This is a genomic window from Rhodoferax sp. (assembly GCF_028714215.1).
GTDB lineage: Bacteria > Pseudomonadota > Gammaproteobacteria > Burkholderiales > Burkholderiaceae_C > Rhodoferax.
The window spans coordinates 66,164-77,869 of record NZ_JAQTMS010000022.1 but is presented as its reverse complement, the minus strand read 5'-3'; the positions used below and the strand labels follow the sequence as shown (position 1 = coordinate 77,869).

The 11,706-nt window shown below is 60.1% G+C and carries 12 protein-coding genes, 1 tRNA gene and 1 riboswitch; of the genes, 9 read left to right on the top strand and 4 right to left on the bottom strand.

Annotated elements, in window-relative coordinates:
• Positions 1-159 precede the first annotated feature (159 nt).
• Positions 160-256: riboswitch (S-adenosyl-L-homocysteine riboswitch) on the top strand.
• Between the two features lie 75 nt (positions 257-331).
• The 3 genes from ahcY to metF all read left to right on the top strand — a co-directional run bounded on the left by ahcY (position 332) and on the right by metF (position 3,556).
• Positions 332-1,780 carry an adenosylhomocysteinase gene (ahcY, locus tag PHS32_RS11915; protein WP_301079184.1) on the top strand — a complete coding sequence of 483 codons (1,449 nt, stop codon included), beginning with the start codon at positions 332-334 and terminating at the stop codon, positions 1,778-1,780.
• Positions 1,781-1,857: 77 nt separating this feature from the next.
• The gene (locus tag PHS32_RS11910; RefSeq protein WP_301079183.1) at positions 1,858-2,676 is read left to right on the top strand and encodes a TlyA family RNA methyltransferase; all 819 of its coding nucleotides are present in this window, start codon (positions 1,858-1,860) and stop codon (positions 2,674-2,676) included.
• A 43-nt stretch (positions 2,677-2,719) separates the two neighbouring features.
• On the top strand, positions 2,720-3,556 hold the full coding sequence (gene metF, locus PHS32_RS11905) for a methylenetetrahydrofolate reductase [NAD(P)H] (protein ID WP_301079182.1): 837 nt from the start codon (positions 2,720-2,722) through the stop codon (positions 3,554-3,556).
• A 315-nt stretch (positions 3,557-3,871) separates the two neighbouring features.
• Here metF and PHS32_RS11900 read toward each other — a convergent pair.
• A tRNA-Pro gene (locus PHS32_RS11900) sits at positions 3,872-3,948 on the bottom strand.
• A gap of 29 nt (positions 3,949-3,977) precedes the next feature.
• On the bottom strand, positions 3,978-4,907 hold the full coding sequence (locus PHS32_RS11895; RefSeq protein ID WP_301079194.1) for a polyprenyl synthetase family protein: 930 nt from the start codon (positions 4,905-4,907) through the stop codon (positions 3,978-3,980).
• Between the two features lie 202 nt (positions 4,908-5,109).
• Here PHS32_RS11895 and rplU point away from each other — a divergent pair, with 202 nt between their 5' ends.
• From rplU to proB, 4 genes are all read left to right on the top strand, one after another.
• Positions 5,110-5,421, top strand: a complete 312-nt coding sequence (gene rplU / locus PHS32_RS11890) for a 50S ribosomal protein L21 (protein ID WP_301079181.1) — start codon at positions 5,110-5,112, stop codon at positions 5,419-5,421.
• Between the two features lie 12 nt (positions 5,422-5,433).
• Positions 5,434-5,691, top strand: coding sequence for a 50S ribosomal protein L27 (gene rpmA / locus PHS32_RS11885; protein ID WP_301079180.1), 258 nt, complete (start codon positions 5,434-5,436; stop codon positions 5,689-5,691).
• A gap of 68 nt (positions 5,692-5,759) precedes the next feature.
• Complete coding sequence (cgtA, locus tag PHS32_RS11880; RefSeq protein ID WP_301079179.1) at positions 5,760-6,827, top strand: Obg family GTPase CgtA; 1,068 nt, start codon at positions 5,760-5,762, stop codon at positions 6,825-6,827.
• A gap of 61 nt (positions 6,828-6,888) precedes the next feature.
• Complete coding sequence (gene proB, locus PHS32_RS11875) at positions 6,889-8,025, top strand: glutamate 5-kinase (RefSeq protein WP_301079178.1); 1,137 nt, start codon at positions 6,889-6,891, stop codon at positions 8,023-8,025.
• Between the two features lie 17 nt (positions 8,026-8,042).
• On the opposite strand, the gene PHS32_RS11870 is transcribed toward proB, so the two are convergent.
• Complete coding sequence (locus PHS32_RS11870) at positions 8,043-8,690, bottom strand: RNA pyrophosphohydrolase (protein WP_301079177.1); 648 nt, start codon at positions 8,688-8,690, stop codon at positions 8,043-8,045.
• A gap of 92 nt (positions 8,691-8,782) precedes the next feature.
• Between PHS32_RS11870 and PHS32_RS11865 the strand changes: the two genes are divergently transcribed.
• Both PHS32_RS11865 and PHS32_RS11860 read left to right on the top strand, forming a co-directional pair.
• On the top strand, positions 8,783-10,528 hold the full coding sequence (locus PHS32_RS11865; protein ID WP_301079175.1) for a proline--tRNA ligase: 1,746 nt from the start codon (positions 8,783-8,785) through the stop codon (positions 10,526-10,528).
• 62 nt (positions 10,529-10,590) lie between these two features.
• Entirely contained in the window at positions 10,591-11,151 is a 561-nt protein-coding gene (locus PHS32_RS11860) for a lytic transglycosylase domain-containing protein (RefSeq protein WP_366143476.1), read from the top strand.
• 179 nt (positions 11,152-11,330) lie between these two features.
• Here the strand turns inward: PHS32_RS11860 and grxD are convergent, their stop codons facing one another.
• On the bottom strand, positions 11,331-11,654 hold the full coding sequence (gene grxD / locus PHS32_RS11855) for a Grx4 family monothiol glutaredoxin (RefSeq protein WP_301079174.1): 324 nt from the start codon (positions 11,652-11,654) through the stop codon (positions 11,331-11,333).
• Positions 11,655-11,706: the final 52 nt, after the last annotated feature.

Genomic DNA, 11,706 nt, shown 5'->3' with positions numbered 1-11,706 from the left:
CGAGAGGCCCAAGAAACAGGCCCGATGGGTCACAAAAAAGCGCCAATTTGAACCCGACTTTGCAAAACTTCGGTGCCGTGCGCTGGTGCCGACGTTTTGACGCTACTTATTCACCATAACCCTAAGCGCAGGGTGCGCAAGTATCCGTATAATTGGGCTTCTTCCGAGGAGCGTTGCAGTTCACGCATGTTGAACGAGGCTCGGACCGCATGATTTGGCAGGTGCCAAGTCATCGCATCAACCGCGCTCACCCACTGCTTTGTGAGGTGAGTCCTTCACCCAGGTTCTCCGCGCAGGCAGTGGTATTTCAAACCTACCATTGGAGCGAGCCATGAGCGCTGTACTGAAACCTGTCAAAAACCAAGATTACGTGATTGCCGACCTGGGCCTGGCCGCCTGGGGCCGCAAGGAGTTGAATATTGCACAGACTGAAATGCCCGGTCTGATGGCGATCCGGGAAGAATTTGCCAAGTCGCAGCCGCTCAAGGGCGCGCGCATCACCGGCTCGCTGCACATGACGATCCAGACCGCCGTGCTGGTCGAAACCCTGCAGGCGCTGGGCGCCCAGGTGCGCTGGGCTTCGTGCAATATTTTCTCCACGCAAGACCATGCCGCTGCCGCGCTGGTTGAAAAAGGCACGCCGGTGTTTGCCTACAAGGGCGAGAACCTGACCGATTACTGGGATTACACGCACCGCATCTTCGAATTCGGCCCCAAGGGCAGCAAGACCGAAGGCCCCAACATGATCCTGGACGACGGCGGCGATGCCACCTTGCTGATGCACCTGGGTGCCCGCGCCGAGAAAGACATCAAGGTGCTGGCGAAACCCGGCAGCGAGGAAGAGATTTGCCTGTTCAATGCGATCAAGGCCAAGCTCAAGGTGGACCCCACCTGGTACAGCCGGCGCCTCAAGAACATCATCGGCGTGACGGAAGAGACCACCACCGGCGTGCACCGCCTGAACGAGATGTCGGCCAATGGCAGCCTCAAGCTGCGCGCCATCAACGTCAACGACTCGGTGACCAAGAGCAAGTTCGACAACCTGTACGGCTGCCGCGAGTCTCTGGTGGACGGCATCAAGCGCGCCACCGATGTCATGATCGCCGGCAAAGTGGCTCTGGTGGCGGGTTACGGGGATGTCGGCAAGGGCTGTGCGCAGGCGCTGCGCGCGCTGTCGGCCCAGGTCTGGGTGACCGAGATCGACCCGATCAACGCGTTGCAGGCGGCGATGGAGGGCTTCAAGGTCGTGACCATGGAATACGCGGCCGACAAGTGCGATATTTTCGTCACCTGTACCGGCAACAAGAACGTCATCACCTACAAGCACATGGCGGCCATGAAAGACCAGTCCATCGTCTGCAACATCGGCCACTTCGACAACGAAATCGACGTCGCCTCGCTGGACAAGTGCAAGTGGGAAGAGATCAAGCCGCAGGTCGACCACGTGATCTTCCCGGCCAAGGGCAAGACGCCTTCCAAACGCATCATCCTGCTGGCCAAGGGCCGCCTGGTGAACCTGGGGTGCGGCACCGGCCACCCCAGTTTTGTGATGTCGTCCAGCTTTGCCAATCAGACCATTGCCCAAATCGAACTGTTCACCAAGTCCAAGGAGTACAAGGTCGGCAAGGTCTACGTGCTGCCCAAGCACCTGGACGAAAAAGTGGCACGCTTGCACCTGAAGAAGGTCGGCGCCATGCTGAGCGAGCTGACCGACGAGCAGGCCGCCTACATCGGCGTCAGCAAGGCCGGCCCGTACAAGGCCGACAGTTACCGCTATTGAAGAAAGAACTTTGTCATTGCGGGCTTGACCCGCAATCCATGGATGCCGGATCATGTCCGGCATGACAAATACAAATAATGCGCGCTGATCAATTGCTCGTTCACCGGCATCTCGCCACCAGTCGCTCGCAGGCCCAGCGCCTGATTGCCAACGGCTTGCGGTGGCGCCAAGGGGAAGAATGGAAGCTCGTCGGCAAGAACGGCGACGAGATTCCGCCCGATGCCGAGTTGCGGCTGCTGGACGATTCCGAGGCCCGCTATGTCTCGCGTGGCGGTCTCAAGCTGGAGGCGGCGCTACGGCAAGTGGGCCTGTCGGTTGCCGGGCTGGCTTGCCTGGACGTCGGCCAGTCCACCGGCGGCTTTACCGACTGCCTGTTGCAGCACGGTGCGGCCATGGTGGTCGGGGTCGATGTGGGCAGCGCCCAGTTGCATCCCCGGCTGCGCGCCGACCCGCGTGTGCTGTGCGTCGAAAAAATCAATGCCCGGGCGTTGCTTGCGGCCGATTTGGTCGCTGCTTATGAAGACAGTATCGGAGCCCAGGGGCAATTCGACCTTGAGGAAGGCGCGGCCTCGGCGTTTGTTCCGGAGTTCGACCTGATCGTGGCCGACCTGTCCTTCATTTCGCAAACCCTGGTGCTGCCGGCGGTCGTGCCCTTGCTGAAACCGGGCGGCACCTTGCTGACGCTGGTGAAACCGCAGTTCGAGTTGCAACCGGGCCAGGTCGGCAAGGGCGGCATTGTGAAAGACGCCTCTTTTTATCCGCTGATCGAGCAGCGTCTGCGGGAGGCCTGCGCCGCGCTCGGTTTGACGGTGACCGCGTGGTTTGACTCGCCCATTGCTGGAGGCGACGGCAACCGCGAGTTTTTTATATCTGCTACCTTGCGGGACACGCCCTAGCGGCATTGCCGCAAGCTCTGCCCCCACCACTTCAAGACATGCCATGAGCGAAGCTTCCAAAACTCCCCTGAGCATCGAGTTCTTTCCGCCGAAAACCCCCGAAGGGGTGGAAAAGTTGCGCCTGGTGCGCCAGCAGTTGTACGCCCTCCAACCCGAGTTTTGCTCGGTCACTTTTGGTGCCGGCGGCTCGACTCGGGCCGGCACCTTCAACACCGTGAGCGACATCCTTGCGGAGGGGGTGAGCGCGGCGTCCCATCTTTCCTGCATCGGCGCCACCCGCGCCGTGGTGGCGGAGCAATTGGCGACGCTCAAGGCGATGGGTGTGAAGCGCCTGGTGACCCTGCGGGGCGACTTGCCCAGCGGTTACGGCACCGGCGGCGAGTTCCAGTACGCCAGCGACCTGGTGGCGTTTATCCGGGAGCAGACCGGGGACTATTTTCGCATCGAGGTGGCCGCTTACCCGGAGGTGCACCCGCAGGCCAAATCACCGGCCAGCGACCTGCAGGCCTTCGCCGCCAAAGTCAGGGCCGGCGCCAATTCCGCCATCACCCAATATTTCTACAACGCCGACGCCTACTTCCGTTTTGTCGAAGAGGTGGACGCGCTGGGCCTGAGCGTGCCGGTGGTGCCCGGCATCATGCCGATTACCAGTTCCACCCAGTTGATGCGCTTTTCCGACGCCTGCGGTGCCGAGATTCCGCGCTGGATCCGGCTGCGCCTGCAAAGCTATGGCGACGACAGCGCATCGATCAAGGCTTTTGGTCTGGAGGTGGTGACAGACTTGTGCCAACAACTGCTGGCCGGCGGCGCCCCGGGCCTGCATTTCTACAGCATGAACCAGAGCGTTGCAACGCTGGAAATCTGTAATCGACTGGACTAGGGCCTGTTCACCCTATTTTTGCGAGATGCGTTGTGAGTCAAAAAAGCCATGCGCAAAGCGCAAAACGCCGCCGGGGTTGGCCCCCGGCAAGGCTTTGCAATGCCGCGCATGGTTTTTTTGGCCACAACCCGCAGGGAACGGGATGAAAAAAGTGCCACTCGGCGTTGCGTTCCTAGGCAAGGCCCCAGCCTTGCCGTTGTCACGCGCCTTGATTGGCGCATTTTTCATCGCGTTCGCACTCGTAAAAATAGGGTGAACAGGCCCTAAGAAAAAGGCCGCTAAGAACAGGTTCTTAGCGGCCTTGGTCTGACCTAATGGTCGGAATGAGAGGATTCGAACCTCCGACCCCTTCGTCCCGAACGAAGTGCGCTACCAGGCTGCGCTACATTCCGAAATTCTTCTATGCCGTGTGCCGGCTGACTCAGGACTGGCGTGCCAGAAGCTGAGCCGCTAATTGTATCAAACACTCCGTGTGCGGTCCGGGCGGCAGTTGTTTTGCAGCTACGACGGCACGTTGCGCTTCCTGCGTTGCGGCCAGCCGGGCGACGTCCAGCGCGCCGGTTGTTCTCACGATGGCGACGACCTCATCGAGCATCGCCACGCCGCCGGTTTCAATGGCCGTCTTGATGATATTGCGTTGCTCGTCGGTGCCCCGCTGCATGGCTGCAATCAAGGGCAGCGTGGTCTTACCTTCGCGCAGGTCGTCGCCCAGGCTTTTTCCCATGACGGCGGCGTCGCCGGTGTAATCGAGCACGTCATCGATGACCTGGAAGGCGGTGCCAATGGCCTGTCCGTAGTCGGCGCAAATTTCCTCCACCTGGCTGGTGCCGCCCGCCAGAATGGCGCCAACGCGGGCGCTGGCTTCAAACAACTTGGCGGTCTTGGAGCGGATGACCTGCAGGTAGCCGGCCTCGTCCAGCGCCGCGTTGTGCATGTTCATCAGTTGCAGCACCTCGCCTTCGGCGATGACGTTGGTGGCGTCGGCCAGTACTTCCATGACCCGCATGTTCTGGGCATCGACCATCATCTGGAAGGCGCGGGAATACAGAAAGTCGCCGACCAGCACGCTGGCCGGGTTGCCGAACATCTCGTTGGCGGTGGCGTTGCCGCGGCGCAGCGCCGAGTCATCGACCACGTCGTCGTGCAGCAAGGTCGCGGTATGGATGAACTCCACCACCGCGGCCAGGTTGAAGCGCTGCTCGCCACGGAAGCCCAGCGCGCCGCAGGTCAATAGCAGCAGGGCCGGCCGCAAGCGTTTGCCGCCGGCGGCGATGATGTAACGCGAAACCTGGCCGATCAGCGGGACACCGGACTGCAGTCGGCGGGCGATGACCTGATCCACCTCGCGCATATCCGGCGCGATGATCGACAGGGGCAGAGCGGGGTTGGATGGATTGGCTTGCAAGACAAATGGACCGTTGTATGCCGGGATTATAGAAAGCAGAAGGTCGTGAAATGGGGGCTCCAGTCGCCTAAAGCCACAAATTCACCGCTGTGCTATAGTAACGGGCTCTGTGAAAATTCGTTCCCAGAGCTAAATTGAAGAGGTCAACATGTACGCGGTCATAAAAACCGGTGGCAAGCAATATCGGGTTGCTGCTGGCGAAAAAATTAAAGTAGAACAGATTGCTGCGGACGTAGGCCAAGAGATTGTGTTCGATCAGGTTTTGGCAGTCGGCAACGGCGCAGAACTGAAGGTCGGCACGCCCTTGGTGTCCGGCGCAACGGTGAGTGTCACGGTAGTGGCTCACGGCAAGCACGACAAGGTCAGCATTTTCAAAATGCGCCGTCGCAAGCATTACCAGAAACGTCAAGGGCATCGTCAACAGTTCACTGAACTGCTGGTTGGCGCCATTTCTGCATAAGGGGCAAGAGTCATGGCACAGAAAAAAGGCGGCGGCTCTACGCGAAACGGGCGCGATTCACAGCCCAAAATGCTCGGTGTGAAGAAGTTCGGTGGTGAGCTGATCAGCGCTGGCGCGATCATCGTCCGCCAACGTGGCACCCAGTTTCACCCCGGCACCAATGTCGGTATCGGCAAGGATCACACCTTGTTTGCGCTGGTTGATGGCAATGTTGCGTTTGCCACCAAAGGCGCGTTGAACAAGCAGACGGTGAGCGTTATCTCGGCTTAATTTGCTGGGAACTCCCAATTGAAACCCTGCGCGCTGCGCGGGGTTTTTTGTTTATAAGACCATACATCATGAAATTCGTCGACGAAGCCTATATTGACGTCTCTGCCGGAGACGGCGGCGCTGGCTGCGTCTCGTTTCGGCATGAAAAATACAAAGAGTTCGGTGGTCCCAACGGGGGCGATGGCGGCCGTGGCGGCCACGTTTTCGCGGTGGCCGACCTGAACCTCAATACCCTGGTCGATTTCCGCTTTTCCAGGCGCTATGACGCCAAGCGCGGCGAGCACGGCATGGGCTCCGACATGTTTGGCGCGGCGGGCGACGACATCACCCTGAAAATGCCGGTAGGCACCATCATCTCGGATGCCGAGACCGGTGAGGTGCTGTTCGAATTGTTGACGCCTGGCGAAGTGATCACCATCGCCAAAGGCGGCGACGGCGGTTTCGGCAATATGCGTTTCAAGAGCGCCATCAACCGCGCGCCACGGCAGAAGACGCCCGGCTGGCCGGGTGAAAAGCGCAACCTCAAACTGGAACTCAAGGTGTTGGCGGATGTCGGTTTGCTGGGCATGCCCAATGCCGGCAAATCGACCCTGATCTCTGCCATCTCCAACGCCCGTCCGCGCATCGCCGACTATCCGTTCACCACCTTGCATCCCAATTTGGGCGTGGTGCGGGTCGGTCCCGAGCAGAGCTTTGTCGTGGCCGATTTGCCGGGCTTGATCGAGGGTGCATCGGAGGGGGCCGGCCTGGGTCATCAGTTCCTGCGCCATCTGCAGCGCACCCGGCTGCTGCTGCACGTGATCGACATGGCGCCTTTTGACGCGGCGATCGATACCGTTGCGCAAGCCAAGGCGATTGTCAACGAGCTCAAGAAATACGATCCGGCGTTGTATGCCAAGCCGCGTTGGCTGGTCCTGAACAAGCTCGACATGGTGCCGCTGGAGCAGCGTGCGGCGCTGGTCAAGGACTTTGTCAAACGCCTCAGGTTCAAGGGCCCGGTGTTTGAGATTTCCGCGCTGACACGCGAAGGCTGCGAGTCGCTGGTGAAGACCGTTTACCAGCACGTGAAGGCGCAGCAGAAAGCGGAGCAGACGCCCGAAGCGGTGGACCCGCGTTTTGCTCCGGATTCAGAATAACCCGTAAAGGCTGTCTATCTCATGGCATGCAGTGCATCAATGACCCTCGTTGCAAGTCGAAATGACTACTGAAAGTACTTCGCTGGTGTTGCGTGATGCCCGGCGCATCGTCATCAAGGTGGGGTCCAGCCTGGTGACCAATGAGGGCCGTGGTCTGGACGAGGCGGCGATCGGCGAATGGTGCCGCCAGATGTCCCTGCTGGTGCAAGGCGGTCGCGAAGTCATCATGGTCTCCAGCGGCGCCATTGCCGAAGGCATGAAGCGCCTGGGCTGGAGCAGCCGGCCGCACGAGATCCATGAGTTGCAGGCCGCCGCCGCCGTGGGTCAGATGGGGCTGGCCCAGATGTACGAGACCAAGCTGCGCGAGAACGGCTTGCGCAGCGCCCAGGTGCTGCTGACGCACGCCGACCTGGCTGATCGCGAGCGCTACCTGAATGCGCGCTCCACGCTCCTGACCTTGCTCAAGCTGGGCGTGGTGCCGGTCATCAACGAGAACGACACCGTGGTCACCGAGGAAATCAAGTTCGGCGACAACGATACGCTCAGCGCGCTGGTGGCCAATCTGGTGGAGGCCGATGCGCTGGTCATTCTGACCGACCAGAAAGGGCTTTACAGCGCCGATCCGCGCAAACAGCCGACGGCGCATTTTGTGCATAGCGCCAAGGCCGGCGATCCGGCGCTGGAAGCGATGGCGGGTGGTGCCGGGTCGAGTATTGGACGGGGTGGCATGCTCACCAAGATACTGGCGGCCAAACGGGCAGCCGGCTCCGGCGCCTCGACCGTGATTGCCTGGGGGCGCGAGCCGGACGCCTTGCTGCGACTGAGCCAGGGTGAGACTATCGGTACCTTGCTGGTGGCTCAGACGCAAAAGACGCAGGCGCGCAAACAGTGGATTGCCGACCATCTTCAGCTGCGCGGCTCGGTGACGCTGGATGCCGGCGCGGTAGCCAAGTTGCGCGAGGAAGGCAAAAGCCTGTTGCCGATCGGTATGACCGCCGTGGACGGGGATTTTTCGCGCGGCGACGTGATCGCCATCCGGGACGCCGCCGGGGTTGAGATGGCGCGCGGCCTGGCCAACTACGCCAGCGCCGAGGCGCGCCTGATTTGCCGCAAGCCGTCCAGCGAATTTGAAAAATTGCTGGGCTATACCGCAGAGCCCGAAATGGTGCATCGGGACAATTTGGTACTTACCCGCTGACGCGGGCAGCCCCTATTTCAAACCTCGCGCGCAGGCCCGGGGCCTTGCGGGCGATCCCCCGTGGCTGGACTGGAGTCGAAGCTACCGCCGGGCGGCAATTCAAAATTGACGCCCGGTGAGCCCTCCGGTTCCGCCTCCAGGTCTTGTTCGTGGGGTCGCATGCCTTGTCGCAAGAAGCGGTTGCGGTACTCGTTGCGCGGCAGATGGCGGGCCAACTCGGTCAAGGCCATTTCGTAAACGCCGCGTTTGAATTCGACGACGACGTCCAGCGGCACCCAGTAATCGTTCCAGCGCCAGGCATCGAACTCGGGGTGATCGGTGGCACGCAGGTTCAAATCCCAGTCGTTGCCCAGCAGCTGAAGCAGGAACCAGATCTGTTTCTGACCCTTGTAATGGCCGCGTGCATCGCGGCGAATGTAGCGGTCTGGCACCTCGTAGCGCAACCAATCCCGGGTGCGGGCCAAGATCCGAATATGCTCACGATGGAGCCCCACTTCCTCGTGCAGTTCACGAACCATGGCTTGTTCGGGGGTTTCCCCTCGATCAATGCCACCCTGCGGAAACTGCCAGGAGTGCGTACGTATTCGCTTGCCCCAGAACACCTGATTTTTCTGGTTGAGCAGGATGATGCCGACATTGGGCCGAAAGCCGTCCCGGTCAAGCATAATCAAACCCCAATTTTTTAAACTGCGTCCATTATGCACAGCATGCGCTGCGCAGCAAGAGGCGTAGCCCTTTGTTTTTCTCTGAGCCTGCCATGAAAGCTTCACAATTCTTCATTTCCACCCTTAAAGAGGCCCCGGCCGATGCGGAGGTGGTCAGTCACAAGTTGATGATGCGTGCCGGCATGATCAAAAAACTCGGCGCCGGTATCTACACCCTGATGCCCCTGGGTTTGCGTGTGGTGCGCAAGGTGGAGGCGATCGTGCGCGAGGAAATGAATCGCGCCGGCGCGGTGGAACTGAGCATGCCGGTAGTGCAACCGGCCGAGCTTTGGCAGGAGACCGGGCGTTTCGAGACCAATGGCCCCGAGTTGTTACGCCTGAAGGACCGCCATGACCGGGATTTTGTCATTCAGCCGACCAGCGAGGAAGTGGTGACCGACATTGCGCGCCAGGAAATCAGGAGTTACAAACAGTTGCCAAGGAATTTCTACCAGATCCAGAGCAAATTCAGGGATGAGCGCCGGCCCCGCTTTGGCCTGATGCGCGGGCGTGAATTCATCATGAAGGATGCCTACAGTTTTGACCGTGATCTGGACGCGGCGAAGGCAAGCTATCAGGTGATGGCCGCTGCCTACCGTCGCATATTTGACCGTTTTGGCTTGCGCTACCGGGCGGTGGCCGCCGACAGTGGTGCCATCGGCGGGGACGTGAGCGAGGAGTTCCAGGTGATTGCGGCGACCGGGGAGGACGCCATTGTGTATTGCCCGGACAGCGATTACGCCGCCAACATGGAAAAAGCCCAGGCCCTGGCGCCCAGCGGCCCACGGCAGATGCCGACTCAGGCCTTGACGAAAACCGCCACGCCCGGCAAAAGCACTTGCCAGGAGGTTGCGGAACTGCTGGGCCTGCCGCTGAAGAATACCGTCAAATCGCTGGTGCTGGCGACCGACCAACTGAACGATTATGAGGAAGTCGTCAAGACCCAGATCTGGCTGCTGCTGCTGCGCGGTGACCACGACATGAACGAGGTGAAGGTCAGCAAATTGCCAGGGTTGGATGCCGGCTTTCGTTTTGCCACCGTGGCCGAAATTGAGGATCACTTTGGCTGCCTGCCCGGCTACCTGGGCCCCATTGGATTGAAAAAACCGGTCCAGATCGTGGTCGACCGCGAGGTGGCGCTCATGCATGACTGGATTTGCGGTGCCAATGAGGCGGACTACCACCTTACCGGCGTCAATTGGGGTCGCGATCTGCCGCAGCCCGATCTGGTGGCGGACTTGCGCAACGTGGTGGAGGGCGATCTTTCGCCGGATGGCAAGGGTCTGCTGGCGATTGAGCGGGGCATCGAAATCGGTCACATTTTTGTGCTGGGCACCAAATACAGCCAGCCCATGAACGCCACCTTCCTGGATGTCAATGGCAAGCCCCAGTTCATGGAGATGGGTTGCTACGGCATCGGCATCACGCGTTTGCCAGCCGCCGCCATCGAACAAAACCACGACGAGCGCGGCATCATCTGGCCGGACGCGTTGGCGCCTTTTACGGTGGTGTTGTGTCCTATCACCCCGGAGCGCTTCCCCGCCGTCAAGGCGGCCGCCGACAAACTCTACGAAGAACTGCTGGCCGCCGGTGTCGACGTGATCCTGGATGACCGCGGCGAGCGTCCCGGCGCCATGTTTGCCGACTGGGAACTGATTGGGGTGCCGCATCGCGTCACGATTGGTGACAGAGGCCTCAAGGCCGGCGAAGTCGAGTACCAGCAGCGCCGCGATGTTGCGCCCACGGCGGTGCCGGTGGCTGAAATTTCCCAGTTCGTTCAGGCCCGACTGAAGGTTTGACCTTGCCCGCCATGTTGTCGAGGAGAAATTGCCTCTTCTCGCTGCTTTCAGGGCTTGGGTCGATGGCCATCCACCGGCCCGCGGCTGCCGGTGCCCAAGTCGAGGAGCCGTTGGTGGACTCGGTGCGCTCGGCTTTGAGTTCGGCGATTTCGAACAGTGCGCCGCCGGTACCTGAGTTTTCCGATACCGAGTCGCGTCTGCGTTACTTGCGCTGGCTGGGCCGCGTGAGTGAGCACCTTAAAAAGCAAAAACCGGACTGGAACGTTCGCAAGGAATTTCTTCAAACGGTCTGGTACGAAAGTCGGCGTGCCGGCTTGGAGCCGGCGCTGGTGCTGGGCTTGATCCAGGTGGAGAGCAATTTCCGGAAATTTGCGGTGAGCAGCGTCGGCGCACGCGGTTACATGCAGGTCATGCCGTTCTGGACGCGTTTACTGGGCGACGGCGATGCCAGCAAACTATTCCACATGCAAACCAATCTGCGTTTTGGCTGCGTCATCCTGCGCCACTATCTGGACCGCGAAAAAGGCGATCTGTTTTTGGCGCTGGGCCGCTATAACGGCTCGCGCGGCCAGGCGCCGTACCCCAATGCCGTGCTGGGCGCCAAAAAGAAGTGGGAAACTTAAAACCTTGTGGGACAGACCAAGAATTGCGCAGCAATTTTGCTCTGTCCCCAACTTGAACCGGGATGTTGGCTGTCCACCTTGTGGGACAGACCAAGAATTGCGCAGCAATTTTGCTCTGTCCTCAACTTGAACCGGGATGTTGGCTGTCCACCTTGTGGGACAGACCAAGAATTGCGAAGCTATTTGGATGTCGCCAGTGCCTGCTGCAATTCCCCGTTTTCGTACATCTCCATCATGATGTCCGAGCCGCCGATGAACTCGCCCTTGATGTAGAGCTGGGGAATGGTTGGCCAGTTGCTGTACTGCTTGATACCCGAGCGAATTTCTTCGTCTTCGAGTACGTTCAAGGTCTTGAGCGTTTTCAGGTCGACACCGCAGGCCTCCAAAATCTGGATCGCCCGGCCTGAAAAGCCACATTGGGGGAAACTGGCGTTGCCTTTCATGAACAGAACCACCGGGTTCGATTTAACCAGTTCGTCAATGCGTTGTTGTATATCGGTCATGTTGAGATTCCTTGTGCGTCAAGCGGCCGATTATTTCACTTTCGGCCCGGCC